The sequence below is a fragment of the Streptomyces phaeolivaceus genome (assembly GCF_009184865.1).
GTDB lineage: Bacteria > Actinomycetota > Actinomycetes > Streptomycetales > Streptomycetaceae > Streptomyces > Streptomyces phaeolivaceus.
Genome location: NZ_CP045096.1, coordinates 2,749,642 through 2,768,140, shown reverse-complemented (window position 1 = coordinate 2,768,140; position 18,499 = coordinate 2,749,642). Strand labels below are relative to the sequence as shown.

At 70.4% G+C, this 18,499-nt stretch carries 22 protein-coding genes and 1 pseudogene; 10 read left to right on the top strand and 13 right to left on the bottom strand.

The window, feature by feature from the left end; translation table 11 throughout:
• Window positions 1–15 precede the first annotated feature (15 nt).
• The 4 genes from F9278_RS12950 to F9278_RS12930 are packed head-to-tail and all read right to left on the bottom strand — an operon-like array spanning window position 16 to window position 4,127.
• Window positions 16–1,446 (bottom strand): NAD(P)/FAD-dependent oxidoreductase, encoded by a 1,431-nt coding sequence (locus F9278_RS12950; protein ID WP_152168460.1) that lies wholly within the window; start codon window positions 1,444–1,446, stop codon window positions 16–18.
• Window positions 1,439–2,794 carry an MAB_1171c family putative transporter gene (locus F9278_RS12940; RefSeq protein WP_226966725.1) on the bottom strand — a complete coding sequence of 452 codons (1,356 nt, stop codon included), beginning with the start codon at window positions 2,792–2,794 and terminating at the stop codon, window positions 1,439–1,441. Before F9278_RS12940 ends, F9278_RS12950 begins: the two co-directional genes overlap by 8 nt.
• Window positions 2,791–3,489 carry a toxin-antitoxin system, toxin component gene (locus tag F9278_RS12935; protein WP_226966724.1) on the bottom strand — a complete coding sequence of 233 codons (699 nt, stop codon included), beginning with the start codon at window positions 3,487–3,489 and terminating at the stop codon, window positions 2,791–2,793. The genes F9278_RS12940 and F9278_RS12935 overlap by 4 nt, the downstream gene beginning before the upstream one ends.
• Window positions 3,489–4,127 (bottom strand): transcriptional regulator, encoded by a 639-nt coding sequence (locus F9278_RS12930; RefSeq protein ID WP_152168459.1) that lies wholly within the window; start codon window positions 4,125–4,127, stop codon window positions 3,489–3,491. Before F9278_RS12930 ends, F9278_RS12935 begins: the two co-directional genes overlap by 1 nt.
• Window positions 4,128–4,425: 298 nt before the next feature.
• On the opposite strand from F9278_RS12930, the gene arfA reads away from it, so the two are divergent.
• From arfA to F9278_RS12915, 3 genes are all read left to right on the top strand, one after another.
• Window positions 4,426–5,940, top strand: coding sequence for an arabinosylfuranosidase ArfA (gene arfA / locus F9278_RS12925; RefSeq protein WP_152168458.1), 1,515 nt, complete (start codon window positions 4,426–4,428; stop codon window positions 5,938–5,940).
• 73 nt (window positions 5,941–6,013) lie between these two features.
• Entirely contained in the window at window positions 6,014–6,472 is a 459-nt protein-coding gene (locus F9278_RS12920) for an RrF2 family transcriptional regulator (RefSeq protein ID WP_152168457.1), read from the top strand.
• Window positions 6,473–6,611: 139 nt separating this feature from the next.
• Window positions 6,612–7,601 (top strand): sulfite exporter TauE/SafE family protein, encoded by a 990-nt coding sequence (locus tag F9278_RS12915; protein ID WP_152168456.1) that lies wholly within the window; start codon window positions 6,612–6,614, stop codon window positions 7,599–7,601.
• 37 nt (window positions 7,602–7,638) lie between these two features.
• Here F9278_RS12915 and F9278_RS12910 read toward each other — a convergent pair whose 3' ends face one another.
• The 5 genes from F9278_RS12910 to F9278_RS12890 form a co-directional block, all read right to left on the bottom strand.
• Window positions 7,639–8,502 carry an intradiol ring-cleavage dioxygenase gene (locus tag F9278_RS12910; protein ID WP_152168455.1) on the bottom strand — a complete coding sequence of 288 codons (864 nt, stop codon included), beginning with the start codon at window positions 8,500–8,502 and terminating at the stop codon, window positions 7,639–7,641.
• A 153-nt stretch (window positions 8,503–8,655) separates the two neighbouring features.
• Complete coding sequence (locus tag F9278_RS12905) at window positions 8,656–9,234, bottom strand: GNAT family N-acetyltransferase (protein WP_152168454.1); 579 nt, start codon at window positions 9,232–9,234, stop codon at window positions 8,656–8,658.
• On the bottom strand, window positions 9,231–9,413 hold the full coding sequence (locus F9278_RS12900) for a hypothetical protein (RefSeq protein ID WP_152168453.1): 183 nt from the start codon (window positions 9,411–9,413) through the stop codon (window positions 9,231–9,233). The genes F9278_RS12905 and F9278_RS12900 overlap by 4 nt, the downstream gene beginning before the upstream one ends.
• A gap of 125 nt (window positions 9,414–9,538) precedes the next feature.
• Window positions 9,539–10,072 (bottom strand): NUDIX domain-containing protein, encoded by a 534-nt coding sequence (locus F9278_RS12895; RefSeq protein ID WP_152168452.1) that lies wholly within the window; start codon window positions 10,070–10,072, stop codon window positions 9,539–9,541.
• 55 nt (window positions 10,073–10,127) lie between these two features.
• On the bottom strand, window positions 10,128–11,465 hold the full coding sequence (locus tag F9278_RS12890) for a transcriptional regulator (RefSeq protein WP_152168451.1): 1,338 nt from the start codon (window positions 11,463–11,465) through the stop codon (window positions 10,128–10,130).
• A gap of 529 nt (window positions 11,466–11,994) precedes the next feature.
• On the opposite strand from F9278_RS12890, the gene F9278_RS12880 reads away from it, so the two are divergent.
• From F9278_RS12880 to F9278_RS12855, 6 genes are all read left to right on the top strand, one after another.
• Window positions 11,995–12,198: a hypothetical protein gene (locus F9278_RS12880; RefSeq protein WP_152168449.1), complete on the top strand. Its 204-nt coding sequence runs from the start codon at window positions 11,995–11,997 to the stop codon at window positions 12,196–12,198.
• Complete coding sequence (locus tag F9278_RS12875) at window positions 12,195–12,455, top strand: hypothetical protein (protein WP_152168448.1); 261 nt, start codon at window positions 12,195–12,197, stop codon at window positions 12,453–12,455. The genes F9278_RS12880 and F9278_RS12875 overlap by 4 nt, the downstream gene beginning before the upstream one ends.
• A gap of 60 nt (window positions 12,456–12,515) precedes the next feature.
• Window positions 12,516–13,586 (top strand): ATP-grasp peptide maturase system methyltransferase, encoded by a 1,071-nt coding sequence (gene tgmC / locus F9278_RS12870; protein ID WP_319023105.1) that lies wholly within the window; start codon window positions 12,516–12,518, stop codon window positions 13,584–13,586.
• Window positions 13,587–13,615: 29 nt separating this feature from the next.
• Window positions 13,616–13,933 carry a DUF6087 family protein gene (locus F9278_RS12865; RefSeq protein ID WP_152168446.1) on the top strand — a complete coding sequence of 106 codons (318 nt, stop codon included), beginning with the start codon at window positions 13,616–13,618 and terminating at the stop codon, window positions 13,931–13,933.
• 135 nt (window positions 13,934–14,068) lie between these two features.
• Window positions 14,069–14,590, top strand: coding sequence for a hypothetical protein (locus F9278_RS12860; RefSeq protein WP_152168445.1), 522 nt, complete (start codon window positions 14,069–14,071; stop codon window positions 14,588–14,590).
• 37 nt (window positions 14,591–14,627) lie between these two features.
• Entirely contained in the window at window positions 14,628–14,852 is a 225-nt protein-coding gene (locus F9278_RS12855; RefSeq protein WP_152168444.1) for a hypothetical protein, read from the top strand.
• Window positions 14,853–14,907: 55 nt separating this feature from the next.
• Here the strand turns inward: F9278_RS12855 and F9278_RS12850 are convergent, their stop codons facing one another.
• The 3 genes and pseudogenes from F9278_RS12850 to F9278_RS12840 form a co-directional block, all read right to left on the bottom strand.
• Window positions 14,908–15,375 carry an ATP-binding protein gene (locus tag F9278_RS12850; RefSeq protein ID WP_152173829.1) on the bottom strand — a complete coding sequence of 156 codons (468 nt, stop codon included), beginning with the start codon at window positions 15,373–15,375 and terminating at the stop codon, window positions 14,908–14,910.
• A gap of 308 nt (window positions 15,376–15,683) precedes the next feature.
• Window positions 15,684–15,962 (bottom strand): annotated as a pseudogene (locus tag F9278_RS12845) (protocatechuate dioxygenase); the annotation flags it as partial.
• A 17-nt stretch (window positions 15,963–15,979) separates the two neighbouring features.
• On the bottom strand, window positions 15,980–16,369 hold the full coding sequence (locus F9278_RS12840; RefSeq protein WP_404819010.1) for a zinc ribbon domain-containing protein: 390 nt from the start codon (window positions 16,367–16,369) through the stop codon (window positions 15,980–15,982).
• 364 nt (window positions 16,370–16,733) lie between these two features.
• Between F9278_RS12840 and F9278_RS12830 the strand changes: the two genes are divergently transcribed.
• The gene (locus F9278_RS12830; protein ID WP_152168443.1) at window positions 16,734–16,985 is read left to right on the top strand and encodes a hypothetical protein; all 252 of its coding nucleotides are present in this window, start codon (window positions 16,734–16,736) and stop codon (window positions 16,983–16,985) included.
• A gap of 90 nt (window positions 16,986–17,075) precedes the next feature.
• Here the strand turns inward: F9278_RS12830 and F9278_RS12825 are convergent, their stop codons facing one another.
• On the bottom strand, window positions 17,076–18,335 hold the full coding sequence (locus F9278_RS12825; protein ID WP_226966723.1) for an extracellular solute-binding protein: 1,260 nt from the start codon (window positions 18,333–18,335) through the stop codon (window positions 17,076–17,078).
• Window positions 18,336–18,499: the final 164 nt, after the last annotated feature.

Here is an 18,499-nt window from a genome sequence, read left to right as displayed (position 1 = left end):
CCCTTCACGCCCACGTCACGCCCACCTCAGCCCCGCCGCCTCGCGTTCCTCCGTCGTCAGCGGCGGGTCGTTCAGCGGGGGCTTGAGGGGGCCGGCGGCTGCCGCGAGGAGGACGGCGGGGGTGAGGAGCACCTCGGGGCCGCGCTCCAGGGAGGTCACATCGGTGAGCCGGCGGGCGACGCGACCGTTGCCGGTGGCGGTGTGCACCAACCGGTCCACGTACGCCGTCACCATCCGGTCCCGCAGGGTCGGCCCCGACTCCGTCGCCCCCTCGTAGAACACGTCCTGCCCGATCGCGAGGTCCCACGCCACCCCGACGGGTCGCGCCACCGCCTTCTGGATCCGCCGCGCCAGCCCGGCCGACCCCCATCCCTGACGCCCGATCACCTCCCGTAGCGCGAGGGCACTTTGGGCGGCAACGGTCATCCCGTGCCCGTACACCGGGTTGTACACGGCGACCGCGTCCCCCACGACGGCGAAGTTCTCCGGCCACCGGGCCGCCCGCTCGTGGAACCAACGCCGGTTCGCCGTGGACCGCGTGAACGCCACGTCCCCCAACGGCTCGGCCCCGGCGATCAGTTCACCGATGATCGGATGCCGCAGCTCCTCCCGCGCGAACCGTACGAAGTCGTCGTCGTCCGGCGTGGGTTCACCACCCCGTGTCCCGCACAGCATGACGATCCACCGCCCGTCCTCGATGGGCAGCAGGAAGCCGGACCGTCCGGGCCCCGGCCGCCGCGCGTCGGCCTGCACGGCGACCACCGGGAACCCCCGCCGGGCCCCCTCGGGCGCGCGGAAGACCCGACTGGCGTACGCGAGCCCGGAGTCGACCTCCCGCTTCTCCGGCTCGGGCAGCCCGAACCCCGTCAGCCATCGAGCCGCCCGTGAGGCCCGCCCGGTGGCGTCCACGACGAACCCGGCGTCGAGGACCCGCTCGGCACCGTCGCCGCCGCGGACCCGCACCCCCGTCACGGCATCCCCGTCGCCGGTGAGCCCGAGCACCTCGGTGCTGTCCAGCAGCCGTACCCGTGCGTCGGCCAGTACCGCCGTACGGACGGTCGCGTCCAGCAGATCCCGTCCGGCCAGCAGATTGTGGTGGGAGACGGGCCAGCGCCGATACCACCCGCGCGGCGACAGCACCACCATGTCCGTGGTGACCGCCTGCCGGTGCGCCCCCGCCGCCAGCAGGCGCTCGGTGGTCCCCGGCACCAGCTCCTCCACCGCCCGGACCCCGCCGGACCACAGCATGTGGGCGTGGCGCGCCTGCGGCAGCCCCCGGCGCGGCCCGGCCCCCTCGGTCAAGGCGTCCCGCTCGACGACCGTGACCTCGTCCACGAACCCGGCCAGCGCGCGGGCCGCGAGCATCCCGGCGAGTGAACCGCCGAGCACGACGGCGGACCGTACCGCCCCGACGGGCAGGCCGACGGGGGAGGGGCGTTCACTCATGCGCGGGCACACCGCTCTCTGCTGTGGGGGAGTGGGAGTGGGAGGTGGATGGGGAGGGAGAGGTGGGCGTGGTGGAGGCGGAGGCGGCGGCGGAAGACGTGGTGGCGGAGGTGGCGGCGAGCGTGCGTACCGCCTCGATCTCGGCGGGTCGGCGAAGCGCCAGCGACACGGCCTCGATGTCCTGGAGCAGTTCGGTGAGGTCCGGGGCGGTGGCGGCTCGACGCACCGGCTCGCCCCGGACCCGCTTCCGCGCGGCCACCGCGTCCTGGATCGTGACGGCGGCGGCCAGCGCCCCGGCCCGCCCCGGCTCGTGCCCGAGGTCCAGCGCCGCGCCGTACGCGCGCCGCCGTACGTCCTCGTTTAGGTGCCGGGTCAGCCGGAGCAGGGCGTCCCGGATGAACGTCTCCCGGCGGGTGAGCCGCAGCTCGGGGGTGGCGCGCAGGGCGAAGGGGACCCGGGAGTCGTCGACGGTCCGGGTCAGCAGATACAGGGGCCGCAGCCGCCGGTGTCCGGCCCGCACCCGCCAGCGGTCCTGAAGGTACTGGCCGCCGTGCGGCAGGATGAACCCCACCGCGATGCAGATGGCCGCGAGGGCGACGACCGGCGGCGCCACATGTGTGCTCAGCCAGTCCAGATCGTGCCCCGTCCAACGGGCCACCACCGCCGTGAACTTCGCGGCGTCGAAGCCCAGATTGAGCACACAGCCCAGGCTCAACGCCTTCAGCCCGCCGCGCAGCCACCGGTCGAGGCCGTCCGCGCGCACCCAGTTCCGTATCAGCCGGTGGGTGATCAGACAGGCCACCGTGTGCGCGACGAGGTAGAGCAGGATCTCCTCGCGCATGAAGGGCGTGGTGGCGTAGTACGTGTCGAGGTCGCGCAGCCGCTCCCGGGGGACGTCCGCCAGCGCGAACAGCACCCACAGGCCGACGATGACCCCCGCGTACACGCCGACGACCCATCGCATCAGCCGGCGGGTCGCCGGGGACCGTTCGGCGGGGCCGTTGCGCCAGGCGACGAGCAGGAGCAGGCAGCACGCGCAGAACGCGGTGATGAGGGAGTACACCCAGGGCGCGGCCACGTTCGGCACGCCGACGACCCGGTTGGTCCAGGCGATGACCGACGGCACCGCGGACACGAAGACGCAGGCGGCGAGCAGCAGCAGCCCGCCGACCGCCCGCAGCAGCGAGTCCCGCCACAGCTTCACGATGCTGGGCAGCTTGATCACCAGGGCGGCGGTCAGTACGGCCGTGGGGATCCAGAACGAGATGTACAGATCGCCGAAGAAGTCGGCGGGACTCGTGGCGCCGAGCGCCCCGGTCGGTGTCGCGGGCAGGGCCGTCCCCCTCATCCGCGGTGCTTGCGATAACCCAGGGACGCCTGGATGGCCTGCCCCACGGGGTCGACGGAGGCGGCCGACCCGGGGTCCACCCAGGACCGGAAGGCGGTCGCGAGCCGGTGCCCGAAGTCCTCGGCCTCCTGCTCGTCCGACTCGTGCGAGCCGTTGCGGGCCGCGATGGGGGTGCCGCCCTGCCCGAGCGCGGCGGACAACTCCGGGGAGAGCGAAGGGAACGAGGCCGACGGCGACGAGCCGCCCGGTTCACCGGACAGCGCGAGCGCGCCGGCGTCCGCCCCCGGCAGAGGGTAATGACAGTGCCCGGCGTGCATGTGCCACAACTCATGTCCCAGGATGACCAGTTGCTGCACGGTCTCCGCCCGCTCCTCGACGATCACCAGATCGAAGTCGGGGAACTCCATCCACAGCCCGGTCACGCCGATCCCGTCCGGAAACCGCTCGAACCGCAGCTTTACCGGCCGCCCGCCCCGCCGCGCGCTCATCTCCGCACACAGCGCCGCGCCCAACTCCCGTACGTCCACGGGCGCTTCGAGCCGTCCCCGGACCGCCTTGCTGAGCCCGGCCGTCAACTTCCGCATCTCGGCGGTGGACCGGGAGGGCAGCAGCGCGGCCCGTATCCGGCCGACGGCCCCGCGCAACCCGGGAACCCCCGTCCCCCGCCCGGCCTCCGCGCGCTCGCCACGGCTCATCACCGGGCCTCCTCGTCGTCGACGCCGAGCAGCCCTTCGAGCATGACAGCGAGCGCCTCCTGCTTGCGACGCGTGAGCCGTTGGCCGCGCAGCGCGAGCGTGACCACGCCGTGCCGGGTGGCGAACTCGACCAGCGGCCCGTCGTCGTCCGCGTCGCCCTCCAACTCCGCCAGTGCGCGCCCGAGTTCTCGGTTGAGGACGGCCGCGGCCGGATCGGTGAAGAACCGGACGCCCTCCTCGATCCCGAAGAACGCGGCGAGTTCGGTCAGATCGGGCACGTTCGGCATCTTCCTGCCGAGCAGCAGCCGCCGGGCCCATTCGGGACTGATCGACAGCCGCTCCGCGACCTCCCGGCCGACCTCCCCGGCCCGCTTCCCGCTCCGCGCGACATACGCCTCGTGCAGCGCCCGCACCCGCCCCCGCACCCGGTCGTCGACCCGGTCGGCCACCGGCGCGCCTCCGTCGAGCAGCCCCCGCACCTCGCCCTCACCGAGAGCGGTACGTTCCGCCAGCGCCCGTACGTCGAGAAGCCGCCCCCGGTCGGCACCGGCCTCCGCGATACGGGCGTCCAGCCGCGCCAGAGTCTCGGCAAGGGGGTTGGGGTGAGGGGCGGGGAGGGCATCGGGAAGCGCAGACACGCGCCGACCCTACGTGCCCCCGCCTGCCGACACCACGAGATTCCAACGACCGTTGAATTCCAACCGACGATGGTTGCGCTACCGGGAAGAGACTCGGCCGAGCGCCCTTCAAAGGGGCGCGGGGAACTGCGCGAGCAACCACGACGCACCCGCACCCGCCCGACGACCGCCCCCGGGCAGACGCACCGGCGCACGCCCCACCCAGCCATGAGACCCCATTGACTGGCCCCCACATCGACCATAGCGTCCCGTTCGACCCAACGAGCGTGATCCGGAATGTCGAACAAGAAGGACCCCGATGACCCGCACCGCCCGCTTCACCCTCGACCCCGCCTTCAGGATCGGCGAGGTCAACCCTCGACTGTTCGGCTCCTTCGTCGAACACCTCGGCCGCTGCGTCTACACCGGGATCTACGAACCGGAGCACCCCACGGCCGACGAGGCGGGCCTGCGCACCGATGTCCTGGACCTGGTCCGGGAGTTGGGCGTCACCGCGATCCGCTACCCCGGCGGCAACTTCGTCTCCGGCTACAAGTGGGAGGACTCCGTCGGCCCCGCCGAGGACCGCCCCCGCCGCCTCGACCTCGCCTGGCGGTCCACCGAGACCAACCGCTTCGGCCTCTCCGAGTACATCGCCTTCCTGAAGAAGGTCGGCCCGCGGGCCGAGCCGATGATGGCCCTCAACCTCGGCACCCGGGGCGTCGCCGAGGCCCTCGAACTCCAGGAGTACGCCAACCACCCCGCCGGCACGGCCCTGTCGGAGCGGCGGATCTCCCACGGCGACAAGGACCCCTTCGGCATCAGCCTGTGGTGTCTGGGCAACGAGATGGACGGCCCCTGGCAGACCGGCCACAAGACGGCCGAGGAGTACGGCCGGGTCGCCGCCGAGACGGCCCGCGCCATGCGCCAGATGGACCCGTCCGTGGAACTGGTCGCCTGCGGCTCCTCCAGCCAGTCCATGCCGACCTTCGCCGAGTGGGAGGCGACGGTCCTGGCCGAGACGTACGAACTCGTCGACTACATCTCCCTGCACGCCTACTACCAGCCCGAGAACGGCGACATCGACTCCTTCCTGGCCTCCGCCGTCGACATGGAGTCCTTCATCGAGAACGTGGTCGCCACCGCCGACCACGTGGGCGCGAGGCTCAAGTCCAAGAAGAGGATCAACCTCTCCTTCGACGAGTGGAACGTCTGGTACATCTCGAAGTGGCACGAGATCGAGAACTCCGGTGAGCGGGACTGGGCGGAGGCCCCCCGCCTGCTGGAGGACAACTACAGCGTCACCGACGCGGTCGTCTTCGGCTCGCTCCTGATCGCCCTGCTCCGGCACGCCGACCGCGTCACCGTCGCCTGCCTCGCCCAGCTGGTCAACGTGATCGCCCCGATCATGACCGAGCCGGGCGGCCCCGCCTGGCGCCAGACGACGTTCTTCCCGTTCGCCCAGGCCGCCAAGTACGGGCGGGGCGAGGTCCTCGACGTACGGGTGGACTCACCGACGTACGAGACGAGCAAGTACGGCACCGCCGACCTGCTGCACGCGACGGCGGTGCGGGCGGCGGACGGCTCGGTGACCGTCTTCGCGGTCAACCGGGACCGTACGGAGGCGCTGCCGCTGGAAGTCCGGTTGAACGGGCTGGAGTCGACTCGGGTGGTCGAGCACAGCGTGCTGGCCGACGCGGACCCGGACGCCCGGAACACCCTGACCGAGCCCGAGCGGGTCGCGCCGCGCGCGGGGGAGGGGGCGTCGCTGGAGGGCGGCGTACTGAACGCGGTCCTCGAACCCCTGTCGTGGAACGTGATCCGGCTCGGCTGAGAACCCGGCCGGTACCGCCGTCGGCCATGCGGACGGGAGCGCTCGCCCGTCCGTGTGGCCGACAATGGTGGCCATGAGAATCTCGGCACGGGCGGACTACGCCGTACGCGCGGTACTGGAAGTGGCCGTACGGCAGGACGGCGGCCCGGTGAAGGCGGAAGTCATCGCGACCGTGCAGGAGATTCCGCACAAGTTCCTGGAGGGCATCCTCGGGGACCTGCGACGCGGCGGCCTGGTCACCAGCCGGCGGGGCGGCAGCGGCGGCTACCAGCTCGCCCGGGAGGCCGACACGATCACGGTCGCGGATGTGATCCGCGCCGTCGACGGCCCCATCGTCTCCGTACGGGGCGAACGCCCGACCGGCCTGACGTACACAGGATCCGCCGAACCGCTCCTGCCCCTGTGGATCGCCCTGCGCGCCAACGTCCGCCGCATCCTGGAGGGCGTCACGGTGGCCGACATCGCGGCGGGCGCGCTCCCCGATCCGGTGAAGGACCTGGCGGCGGAGCCGACGGCGTGGGAGAACCCGTAGGGCCAACCCATAGGGCCACGGTCGTACGGGCTGCTCCACAGGATCGTCACCTCGCCCTAAGCCTTTCCTCAGCTTGGTCTCCTACGGTTGCCGTTCGCTCCATCCCTATCTACCCGGTGGGAAAGGCAGGAAAGAAGAGATGCGGACGCTGGTACTGCTCGCGCTGGCGGGCCTGGGCGCCCAGCTCGTGGACGGCAGCCTGGGCATGGCGTACGGGGTGACCTCGACGACCCTGCTGCTCGCCATGGGCACCAACCCGGCCACCGCCTCGGCCACGGTGCACCTCGCCGAGATCGGCACGACCCTGATGTCGGGTGCCTCGCACTGGCGGTTCGGGAACGTCGACTGGAAGGTCGTCGCCAGGATCGGCGTACCGGGCGCGGTGGGCGCGTTCCTCGGCGCGACGGTCCTCTCCGCGCTCTCGACCGAGATCGCCGGCCCGCTGATGTCGCTGATCCTCCTCGGCCTGGGCCTCTACGTCCTCTCCCGCTTCACCCTGCGCGGCCTGCCCAGGGAACGCCTCGGCCAGCCGCTGCGGAAGCGGTTCCTGTCCCCGCTGGGCCTGGTCGCCGGCTTCCTCGACGCGACCGGTGGCGGCGGCTGGGGCCCGGTGGGCACGCCCGCGCTCCTGGCCAGCGGCCGGATGGAACCCCGCAAGGTCATCGGCTCCATCGACACCAGCGAGTTCCTCGTCGCCGTCTCCGCGAGCCTCGGCTTCCTCTTCTCCCTCGGCTCCCAGGGCCTCGACTGGACCTGGGTCGCGGCCTTCCTGCTGGGCGGCCTGATCGCGGCCCCGGTCGCCGCCTGGCTGGTCCGCCTGGTCCCCCCGAGGGTCCTCGGCTCGGCGGTCGGCGGAGTCATCATCGCGACGAACGTCCGCACACTCCTCAAGAGCGACTGGATCGCGGCGTCGGGCACGGTGAGCGCGGTCGTCTACATCGCCGTGTACGCACTGTGGGCGGCGGCGCTGACGTACTCGATCCGGGAGCACGTGAAGGAGAAGGAGAACGAGCGGGCGGCGGCGGTGGGGGAGCCGGCGCCCCCCGCGCCCCAAGGGGGCGCGGGGAACCGCGCGACCGGCCAGGACGCTCGCGAGGCCGCCGAACCAACCCCGTCCGGCACCCTCTGACGCGCACGGTCGGCCGGCCACGGCACCGCCACCCGACTCACGCGCTGTCGACACCCACGGTGATCGTCGCCTTGTACCCGTCGGAGACGCTGCCGCCCAGCGCGGTGAGCGTCAGCAGACCGCTGGACGCGCCCCCGTCGTCGTAGATGCTGTCGTCGGACAGGGCCGTCTCCGGCGTGGTGTTGTCCGAGTACGGCGAGGTCGCCTGGATCTCCGCGTTGATGTCCTCGTCGAAGAAGAGCTGCCCGGTGTGGATGACCTCGCCGCCGGTGTACGAGTCGTCGGTGAGGGTCACATCCGTGTGCACTCGCATATGGACGTGCGCGGCGCGGGAGATGTAGTGCCCCGGCCAGATGGACGTGATGTCGCACTGCCCGTTCTCGTCGGTCATCTGCCCACCGCGCAGGAAGGTCCCGTTGTCCTCGTAGGTGTGCCCGTTCCCGCCGACGAACCCGGAGTACTCGCCGAGGTGGTCGCAGTGCCAGATCTCCAGCAGGGCGTTGGCGAGCGGCGCGCAGTCGTTGGCCACGTCGACCACGGTGAAGGTGTACCGCACCTCGAACCCCTCGGTCGCCTCCCGGATGTCCTCCCGGACGAGGGCCCCGTCGAGCGAGTACGGCCCCTCGGTTACCTCGGCGTTCAACACACAGACACTGCTGGTGGAGGCGGACCCGGAGCCGCTGCTCTCGGTGGCGTCGCTCTCCGTGGTAGCACTCTCGGTGGTCGTGTTGGCCGCCGCCGCGAGCCCGGCGGCGGCCAGCCCGCCCGCCGCCGCGACCGACGCCCCACCGATGAGCACCCGCCGCCGAACACTCTTGTCCCGCCGATGTTTCCCGCCCGCCTCCTGCACCGAATCCCGCTGTACGTCCTGCTGGTTGTCGTTGCTCGTGTTCTCCGTCATGCCGACGAAGCTAGAAGCGCACCTGAAGGAATCCTTAATGTGCGGCTGTGAATGCGCTGGGGATGTAACCCTCAACGGCTGCTGTTTCAGGGCCAGTTGGGACACAAACGCCCAACCCGTCCTGTCCGTCGGTCACCATCGGGGCGGGGACGGTCATCGGTCCGTCCCCGCCCCCACACGCAGGAGCAGCAGATCGAACTCGGGGCCGTCGGGCGTGTTGCGGTACGGGCCCGCGTACGCGTAGCCGAGTCGGGCGTAAAGGTCCTGTCCGCGTCGGTTGGAGGGCAGGGCGAGGAGGGACGACCAGGCCGGGGCGATGGCCTTGAGGAGTTCGGCGTGGAGGCGGGAGCCGATGCCCTGGGACTGCCAGGGCGGGCGTACGGCGAGTTCGCACAGACCCGTCAGCCGCTCGGTCCGGGCCCCCTCGGGCACATGGTCGACCAGGTCGGCGCCGAACCAGTACGCCGCGTCGCACGGGAAGGCGTACCCGAACCCGACCGCCGAACCGGCGGCGTACGCGACGACCAGGGTGAAGCCCGGATGCTTGAGGTGTCCGGAGACCTGGCGGCGCAGCGCGGCGACGGACAGCCCAAGGGCCTCGGCGCCCGGCACGTCGACCAACTCCGGGTGCGCGTCGGCCCAGATGTCGGCGACGACGTCCATGAGCGGTGGGACCTGACCGGGGCCGTAGGACCGGATCACCATGTCGTTACGGGGGCTCGGGGTGGTCACGTTTCCTCGCGTTCCGTGGCGCTGGCCGACGCGATGGAACGGTCGACGATCTGCCGTACCTCGTCGCGCGTACGCGGTTCGAAGGACAGATGCTCGGTCGCCTGCTCACTGCCGTAGATAGCGAACACGGCGTCATCGTCCGCCGACCGCAGTTCGCATACTTCCAAACGCTTGCTCACACGATGGACCGGATGCATGTTCCGGACTCTACTGGGCCCGCCCTCGCAACCGTCGCGTCCAACTCGCGCGCGTGGCGAGGGAGTTCGGAGTCGGATCGAAGTAGCCTTCTTCGCGCCGACCCAGGTCAGCCCAACCGCAGATGGCGCAGCAGCAACAACGCCGCGACGGCGTTGGCCGAGCGGATCTCACCTCGGGCCACCAGCTCCGGCACGCTCGCCAACGGCACCCACTCACGCCTTGCCGACTCGAACCCGTCGCGGGGCTCACCGACGTACTCGGCGCCCTCCGACCAGTACACGCGGTGGTGGCTCGTCGAGATCCCGGGCATGGGGTCGACGGCCATCAACAGCCGCATCGGCCCAGGCCGCCACCCGGTCTCCTCCTCGAACTCCCGCGCGGCGGCCACCGCCGGATCCTCGCTCTCACCCGTACCGCCGGAGGGAAGCTCCCACCCCCAGGCATCCGTGATGAACCGATGCCGCCACAGCAGCAGCACCTCGTTCGCCTCGTTGACGACGGCGGCCACCGCCACGGGGCGCAGCCGGATGACGGTGTGGTCCAGGTGCCGGCCGTCGGGCAACTCCACGTCGGCCATGGCGACCGTCACCCAGCGGTTCTCGTAGACGGTGCGCTCGCCCAGACTCCGCCACACAGACACATTCGACCCTCTCGTCGCGTATGAGGTCTGAGACCATCCCAGCACACGCCGTCGACTACAGGGGAATGCGCAGCCTGTCGTCGATCCGCTCGACAATCTCTGCCGTAGTCCGGCTGCCGACGCCCGACATGTTGCGGCGCATCTTGATCAGGCGGTCATTGAGTCGGTGAGACTCCATGCCCTCCATGGTTTCCAGCACGCTGTGTGCGGTGATCGCCGCCTGATCGGCCCGCCCGGCCCTGATGTGACAGTCAGTGAGAGTGGCGAGTCGGTGCACACGACCTCGTTCGTGCGCCTGCACTGCGACTGCCTCAGCGGCGTATGTGGTGGCGGGGGCCATGTCCCCCAGCCGCATCAAGGTGTCGGCGAGGTTCGCCTCAAGGAGACCGGGCTGCACGTAGCCGGTCTCGGCCGGCTCTTCCTCAAGGCGGATTCTCCTCGCCGCCGTCTCGGCCGCTCTGATCGCCCGGTGCGCGGACGCTTGGTCGCCCATACGCGCGTAGGCCTTCGCCTGCATCGCATGGAGGTCGCAGGCGAGTGCGGCCGACATTGCGTGTCCCGCTGTACGGAGCCCTGCCTGGGCAAAGGAAACGGCCTGCCGGTACTCCCGCATGTAGAGGGCCTGATTGACGAGGAGAGCGATGACGTAGCCTCCGAACGCCTGGTCTCCCGATGCCTTCGCCAACCGGAGCGCTTGGTGGAAGTACCGTTGGGCGAGGCCCTGGACGTCGGAGTCGTAGGAACAGATCCCTGCGATAGCGACCAAACCGCCCACGGCACGATGCAACTCACGTCCGACGGTGTCCGTGTAGGTGCCGCGAAGCATCGGCACCGTCTCGGTGTTCAGGAACGACAGGACCCGTCCACGCGTCGCGACCCCACCTGCCTTGCGGTACATCTGCTCGTAGTGACCGCGAGCGTTCCGCAGTAGGTCGACGTCGGCCATGCCGACACGCTGTGTGCCGCTGCGGGAGACGTCTCTGTCCTCAGGCGGATTCTCCCATTCCCAGACAGGCCCTACAGCGGGCAAACCGGTGATGACCGACGTTGTTCGGACCTCCGGGCGCTGATTCACATCGCCGCGCCACAGAGCTGTACTGCGCTCGATGAACCCTGCGAGGGGAGTGGATTCGGGTGGCGGGGCATTGGTGTTTCCCATGCCGATGTCCTCAAGACTGAGTTGACGGCCGAGGCGCTCGGTCAAGATCTCGCAGATCACGTCGGGGACCGCGCCTCGCGGTCTCTGTCCCTTCAACCAGCGAATCACGGAACTGTGGTTGTAGCTCGTTGACTTGCCGCGTCCCGCGCATGATTGGTTCACGCGTGCGGCCAGTCCCAGGCGTGACATCCCCGCCTCGTCGAGCAAGGCGTCGAGCAGCGTGTTCGGCTCCATATGGCCCCCGAATCTCTTAGTGATCCGAGCGTAGCCACGAGTGATTCACACAGTGTGTGAACGCCTCAACGCCACTGGTTCGCCGTACGCACTGCCGCCAAGACGGCTGTCACGGACAGCATTTCTCGCAGCCGCGAGAAGAACCCCGGCGACCGCTGACACGGCCCCGGGGCGCGGCCGATCTGACAAGGAGACCGACAGTGCATCTTGTATCACGCGCACTCGCGTGGGTAAGGATGGCCCTCTTCGGGGCGCCCTCCGCCGACCAAGGCACGACCTGCGAGGCGACGTCCCGCATGTCCGGTGCGACGTGCACGGACCTTCCTCGCTCCAATCCCTCACCCGAAGTCTGGGCCGCGATCCTCGCCAGTGCCCGACGCCGCCGAACTCCGCGTTCCTGGCCTCCCAGCCACCTTCCCACCATCACCGCCGAGGAAATCACCAGCACTCTTGTCGGCTCCTACCTCCTCCCGCCCGAAGTACGCCAACGCGCCCGCGCCGCAGCACGGTTGGCAGAAGAGGTGTACCGATGACGGATGTACGGAACCGTCAGCCGCCCCCTCCCCGCGCCGAACTCCCCATGCTCCGCGCCTACCGCCTCTGGTTCGAGCACACCCGCAAGTGCACCGCCGGCTGCAAGGGCAACCCCAGGGCCCAGGACGGCTGCGATGACGGACGCCAGTTCTGGGGCACCTACCGCCTCGCCCGCATCGGAAAGACGACGACGCCGTGACCTGGACCATCAAACGCCCACCAGGCCGCCCCGTACGCCGCACCGACGACAACCAACTCGCCATACCCCTACGCCTGTCCCTCGCCGACGGCCACGCCACGGACACCGAACTGACGCTCACCCTCGCCGAGGCCGAGCACCTGCACGCCGCGCTGTGCCGCGCCCTCGACGGCGAGCCCGTACCGCCGACCGCGCCCGACTGTCGGCAGTCGGTTCAGACTTCACCCGGTATGGCGCACATCGTCGGGCGCGCGTAGCTCCCCGGTCCTGTCCCACAACCCTGCCCGATGGCCCAATTGCCGCTTTGGAGTGGCCAGTTGAGCACTGCCCCTTGGCGAGCCGCCGTCGAAGCCGTGCCCCGGCACGAGTTCCTGCGCGGCGGCTTCTTCGAACGTGCCGAGGGCCCCGGTCGGACCGCCTGGCAGCCCGTCCTCCCTGATGACCCCCGATGGCTGGGCCGCTGCTACGCCGATGAATCCCTCGTCACCCAGATCGCCGGAACGATCGCACCTCGCGACATCCGCGGTGAGATCCTGCGCGAGCCCACCTCATCCGGCACCTTGCCCGGCCTTGTCGTTCGGATGCTCGAAGACCTACAGGTCGAAGACGGGCACAGCGTGCTGGAGATCGGCACGGGAACCGGCTACTCCACCGGCCTCCTCAGTCACCGGATCGGGGGCGACTCCGTGACGTCCGTGGAGGTCGACCCGGAGGTCTCCACCCACGCTCGTGTCGCACTCGGGCACACCGGGTACGTGCCGCTCCTGGTCGTCGGCGACGGGCTGGCCGGTCACCCGGACGGTGCCCCGTACGACCGGGTGATCGCCACGTGCGGTGTTACGGAACTGCCCTATGCGTGGGTGGAGCAGACCCGGCCCGGAGGGATCATCCTCGCCACCCTGGGCGGTTGGCTCCACTCCTCCGAACTCGCTCGCCTCACCGTGGGCGAGGACGGCAGCGCCCGAGGCCCACTCCTCGACGGCCACATCTCCTTCATGATCGCCCGCCCCCAGCTCCCGCCCCCGCTGGGCCTGCTGCCGGATCTGGACGACAGGGACGACGAACGCGCGACTCCGCTTGGCGCGGACTGCCTCGACGACTGGAACACGCGCTTCGTCGCTCAACTCGCGGCACCCCGCGCGCAGCGCCTCAGCATCGACCGGGACGGCCGAACCGAACACCTGCTGGTCGATGTCGACGCAGGAGCTTGGGTCGCTCTCGTCCGGGACGGCGACGGCTGGACCGTACGCCAGGGTGGCCCGGTGGGTCTGTGGGACGACATCGAGGAGGCCGTGACGCGTTGGCGTGCCGACGGTGCCCCCGGGCCCGACCGCTTCGAGGTGACCGTCACCGCTGCCGGGCAGACCGTGACCTGGTCTAGGGTCTGACGGCAACGAGCACCGGGAGGGCGTGAGCGATGGCGGAAGAGGAGCCCCTGCACGAGTGGGCCGCCCGACGCGACCGGCGACGAGCGGCGGAACGGGAGATCACCGGCACTCGCCGCGCCGTCCCCCTCGCCGACGGAGCCCGCGCCTCCCACGTGGCCCCCGATGCCCCGCGCGCCCTGCTCGAATGGGACGGGCACACGTGGACGACCATCGGTGTTGCCCCGAACGCGGACGCGGCCAGGGAGTTCCTGGGTCATCTGCCCGCCCCTGATCCCGAGAACGGACCGGACGACCGGCCCTCCCACCCCGGCCTCGGACCGGGCCGAGGACGTCACCGCAAGCCCTGACGTTGCACTCCTGCGCGGCGCCGCTCCTTGTCGCGGGTGACGGGTTGGTCGGTCATCTGGACGGTGCTCTGTGCGACCGGGTGATCGCCACGTGCGGCATCCAGACACTCTCGTGAAGTCAATACAGTGCCCCTCATGGACTGGACCGCACCTCTGAGTGCCATAGCCGGTGCGCTTGCCGGCATCGTCGCAACGTTCGTCGTGGACCGAGACCGCTGGAAGCGTGCCCAAGAGGCCGACGCGCAGACCGTTCTGCGCGAGACCTTCGTGACGTACCTCGCCCACTTGGCCCGCGCGACCGAAGGCATGCGGTTCGCCGCCGAGGCGACCTATGACGTGCCGGAGGAGCGGCGGCGTGCAGTCCGCGCGGCATTCTCCGAGTCCGGTCTGTTCGAGCAGCGCTTCGGCCTGACGATGCTCGCTCCGCCGCGCGTAGTGGAGTTGGGCGTCGAGGCGTTCCGTACCGTCCGGACGCTGCGTGACCTTCTCGCGGACGGTGCGCGCGTCACTGACGGGGCTTTCCAGACCGCCCAGCACACGTACTACAAGGCCGCTCAAGCCGCAGCAGCGGCTATGCGACAGGAACTCGGCATCCCCGAGCTCCCGTTCGTCCCGCTGGCGGCCAGCCACGATGAACGCAGTCAGCCGCAGGCTTGAGCGCGAGCCTTCTCCGAAGCCGTCGCATCATGGGTGCATGAGGCTGGAAGGCGAACCAGTCGTGGCGGCCAGGATGTTGCTGTTGAACGAGGTGCGGTTCGAACCAGATGCCGTGTACGAGTTGGAGCGGCCCCTGCTGCTTCTCCCCGGGGACGAGGTGCACCGCCACGGGCAGCGTGTGGTCGTCAGGCGGGCGGTCGGGCGCGTGGAGAGTCCGGCCGGTCACTGGGAGCCGTGGTGCTGGGACTGGCGGCTCCTGTAGGTGGACAGAGGCTGCGTCCAAGAGACAGCGGCTGCGCCGAAGCCGCTGCCGCCCCTCACCTCAACCGCACAGCCAACGTGACCTCCGCCCCCGCGCCCCTCAGGTCCGTCGTCACCGTCAGGCGGTCCGTGACCAGGTGGGCCAGCCAGAGGCCTCGGCCGGGGCAGGTGTCGGTGAGGCCGGGGAGGAGGTCGGGGATGGTGGGGGTGAAGCCGGGGCCGTTGTCGGTGATGCGGCATTCCAGTTCGTGGGGGAGGCGGCGGAGTTCGAGGCGGCCCTGCCCTCCGGCGTGTTCGACGGCGTTCGCGGCGATCTCGCTGACCGCGAGGGTGAACTCGCCGAGGCGTACGCCGCCGAGGCCCGCCGCCGCTGCCGTGTCCTCCACCTGGGCGCGTACCTGGGGGAGGTTCTCGCCTGTGAAGTGGCGTTTCAGCAAAAGCGTTTCGGGGGTGGGGCCGGGGTCGTCGCCGCCACCGGTACCGCCGGCCGTTCCGGCTTCGCCGTCCGTGTCCGCGCCCGGCATCACGGTCGCCTCCTCTCGATGGGTGTCGATCGGTACGAGCGCGGTTCGCCGGACGTCAAAGGTGAACTGCCGCACCCCGCCCACGCTAGCCGCGCTCGCCCGATGAGTACCCAGGGGATCGAGAGGGCATTGGGCCTGGTCGGAACCGTATGAATTCGATCGATTGGTGAACGCTTTCGCCTGGTTGCTGGTGATCGGTTTGCGTCCAGCGATCGGGAGGAGGGGTGGAGCGGGCGGGGTGGACCGTTTAACCAGGCGGCGCCGACGCCGGCGTGGGCGGCCCGGGGCCGGGGCTGAGGCCGGTCAGCTCAGCTCGACTCCACCCCCACCGTCAGCGACCCCGCGTACCCGGCCGTCGGGGACGTGCCCAGGGCCGTCAGGGTGAGGAGGCCCGACGCGGCGCCTCCCTCGTCGTAGATGGAGTCCTGGGCGAGGGTGGTGCGGGTGACCGTGTTCGCCGAGTACGGGGAGAGCGCGGCGACCCGTGCGGTGATCGTCTCGTCGAAGAAGAGCTGGCCGGTGTGGAGTTCCTGGCCGCCCGTGAACGAGCCGTCGGATGTGCGCGTGACGTCCGTGTGGACCTTGAGTCGACATCCTCCCCTTCTCAAAAGAGGGGGATTCCGACCCAGGTGGGTTGAGGTTCACGGGCGTTCGTACGGCTGGTGGCCGTTGTCGTCCCTCCGGCACCGGCTGTGCGCCGGGGGCGGGGGATCCCGCCCTGTCCTGCCGCGATGTTGATACTGGCGTTGGGGTCCGCGTTGCAGGTGAAGCCGCAGGAGGAACAGACGAACCCGGCTTGGCTCTTGCGCGAGTTCTTGTCGATCCATCCGCAGGCACTGCACCGCAGTGACGTGTAGGGGGAAGGCCCCGGCCTCGGTGAGCTGACGACACTGCTCCACGAAGGACGGTGCGGACCTGCGGCCTGGCCGCCGGTGCGCATGCTGCTCAACGGCGAGTTCCACACGTACCGGGCGTGCGCGCGGTGCGTGAGCATCCGCTCGGCCTGCGCGCGCGACGGATACATCCGGAAACGCGACATGCCACGAACCTGGACACCCCGTTCCCCACCCGCCCACGCCTTCGACCAACATCACCCGTGAGAGTGACCGACACACTCTTGCCTTCCAGGATGCCTGTGTCCTCCGCCCGCCCTCTCCCCTCGGGAGCGGCCTCGCTGCCAGCCTGCGCGGTGCGGTGTGCGGGTGTCCATCGGTGCTGATACCCATGTGCCGGTCGGCCGGTCGGCCGCTCGTGAGGGTGAGGATGTTGAGGAAATGAGTGCCGGGCCCGATGGTGGGGCCCTGAGCGGGCATGTGACGGTGAAACACCCCGCTCGCCGGTTCCCTGAGGGAGGAGCCATGACGCACCCCGAGATCGAGCCGCAGTCGGACGCCCGACCGCCGTACGACCGCCGACCGCCGTACGACCACCAGACGCCCCCACCCCGACGCTCGCGCCGGGCCTGGGCGTTGCTGGCCGTCGCCCTGGCCATGCTGATCACGGGCACGGTGCTGCCGCACGGCCTGCTGCTCGCATCGGGCCTGGTCGTCGCGGGGCTGGCGACGCATCTGCTGGCACCGCCGGACGCCCCCGACCGCCCCGAACCATGACCAGGACCTTGACCGGAACCTTGACCGGAACCATGAGCGGAACGATGGCCGGAACCAGAAGCCAACAGCCCCGCGAACGGCTCCAGTTGCCTACTTCGCCGCCTTCGCGATCGACTCCAGCACCTTCTGCGGGTCCCCCTCCGGGGTCACCGCCTCGCCGATCCGTTCGCGGATCGAGGCCGTCACCTCGGACCAGTTGGTCTCGGCGACCGGGTAGAGGCGGAGGTTCTGGAGGGTGTCGAGGCCGTTCCAGAGGGACTTGTGGGCCTTGTCGGCGCGCATCGCGTCGGTGGCGGACGTGGTGACGGGGAGCAGTTCGTACTGCGCGGCCTGCTCGATGACGTACTTGTCGGCGTAGAGGAAGTCGAGGAACTGCCCGATGGCGGCGCGGTGGTCGTCGTCGCGGAAGGCGACGACCCAGTCCGCGGTGCCCATCGTGGGCGTCTCCTCGCCGTCACGGCTCGGCAGCGGTACGGCGCCGTAGGGCACGGAGTCGGAGGAGTCCTCGATCTGCCGGATCAGCGACAACGGGCCGTTGACCATCGCCGCGTCACCCGTGAGGAACGCGGCGACGGCCTCGCCCCGGTTCAGCTCGCCGGGCGCGACCGGGCCCGTGAGGCCCTCGCCGATCAGGTTGTCCCGCAGCCAGGTCAGCGTCGCCACATTGGTCGCGGAGGCGATGTCGTAACGGTTCGTGGAGTCGGTGTAGCCGCCGTCGCCGGCCAGCAGCCACATCAGCGTCTCGGCCTCCGCCTCCTCCGGGCCGAGCGGCACGGCGATCGGGTACTTCACGTCCTGCGCCTTCAACGCCCTCGCGGCGGCCAGGAGTTCGTCCCAGCTCCGCGGCGGCTCAAGGCCCGCCCGCTCGAACAGGTCCTTGTTGTAGTAGAGCAGCCGGGTGCTCGCGGTGAACGGCAGGCCGTACTGGGCCCGGTCCATCTCCCCGGCGTTCGCGAGGCTCTGGACGAAGGAGGCCTGCACCGGGACCGACAGCACCTCGTCGGCGCTGTAGAGGAGGTCCCGCGCGGCGTACTCGGAGTAGCTGTCCGTCTGCACGATGTCGGGGGCCTCGCCCCGCTCGACCAGTTCGGCGACCCTCTTGTCGACCTCGTCCGGTGCGTGGACCTCCACGTTCACGTCGATGCCCGGGTGCTCCTCGCCGAACGCGAGGGTGACCCGGTCCCAGTAGCCCTCGGAGTTCTTGCGGACGCTGTCGCCGTAGTTGGTCGCGACGACCGTCAGGGAGGCCGTCGTCGACTCCGCGTCCGCGTCCCCGCCGCAGCCGGACAGCCCGGCGGCGAGCCCCAGCGCGGCCGTGGCCGCCACGAACGTCCGTGCCTTGCGACGCACGGTCCACCCACTTCCGGCTTGCAGTCGAACCCGGCACATATGTACGGGAGTTGGCGATCGAGCCTGATCGTATGGCGCGTACCGGTGTGTGCGGGGCCGGATGCGTTGCGTTCTTGTTCCGGCGACGTGACAGGTGCGACCGAGATGCCCCACCCGCGACAGGA

Coding starts and splice junctions, on each gene's coding strand:
- F9278_RS12950 (WP_152168460.1), bottom strand. CDS start 1,446: ATGAGTGAACGCCCCTCCCCCGTCGGCCTGCCCGTCGGGGCGGTACGG.
- F9278_RS12940 (WP_226966725.1), bottom strand. CDS start 2,794: ATGAGGGGGACGGCCCTGCCCGCGACACCGACCGGGGCGCTCGGCGCC.
- F9278_RS12935 (WP_226966724.1), bottom strand. CDS start 3,489: ATGAGCCGTGGCGAGCGCGCGGAGGCCGGGCGGGGGACGGGGGTTCCC.
- arfA (WP_152168458.1), top strand. CDS start 4,426: ATGACCCGCACCGCCCGCTTCACCCTCGACCCCGCCTTCAGGATCGGC.
- F9278_RS12920 (WP_152168457.1), top strand. CDS start 6,014: ATGAGAATCTCGGCACGGGCGGACTACGCCGTACGCGCGGTACTGGAA.
- F9278_RS12915 (WP_152168456.1), top strand. CDS start 6,612: ATGCGGACGCTGGTACTGCTCGCGCTGGCGGGCCTGGGCGCCCAGCTC.
- F9278_RS12910 (WP_152168455.1), bottom strand. CDS start 8,502: ATGACGGAGAACACGAGCAACGACAACCAGCAGGACGTACAGCGGGAT.
- F9278_RS12890 (WP_152168451.1), bottom strand. CDS start 11,465: ATGGAGCCGAACACGCTGCTCGACGCCTTGCTCGACGAGGCGGGGATG.
- F9278_RS12880 (WP_152168449.1), top strand. CDS start 11,995: ATGACGGATGTACGGAACCGTCAGCCGCCCCCTCCCCGCGCCGAACTC.
- F9278_RS12865 (WP_152168446.1), top strand. CDS start 13,616: ATGGCGGAAGAGGAGCCCCTGCACGAGTGGGCCGCCCGACGCGACCGG.
- F9278_RS12860 (WP_152168445.1), top strand. CDS start 14,069: ATGGACTGGACCGCACCTCTGAGTGCCATAGCCGGTGCGCTTGCCGGC.
- F9278_RS12855 (WP_152168444.1), top strand. CDS start 14,628: ATGAGGCTGGAAGGCGAACCAGTCGTGGCGGCCAGGATGTTGCTGTTG.
- F9278_RS12850 (WP_152173829.1), bottom strand. CDS start 15,375: ATGCCGGGCGCGGACACGGACGGCGAAGCCGGAACGGCCGGCGGTACC.
- F9278_RS12840 (WP_404819010.1), bottom strand. CDS start 16,369: ATGCTCACGCACCGCGCGCACGCCCGGTACGTGTGGAACTCGCCGTTG.
- F9278_RS12830 (WP_152168443.1), top strand. CDS start 16,734: ATGACGCACCCCGAGATCGAGCCGCAGTCGGACGCCCGACCGCCGTAC.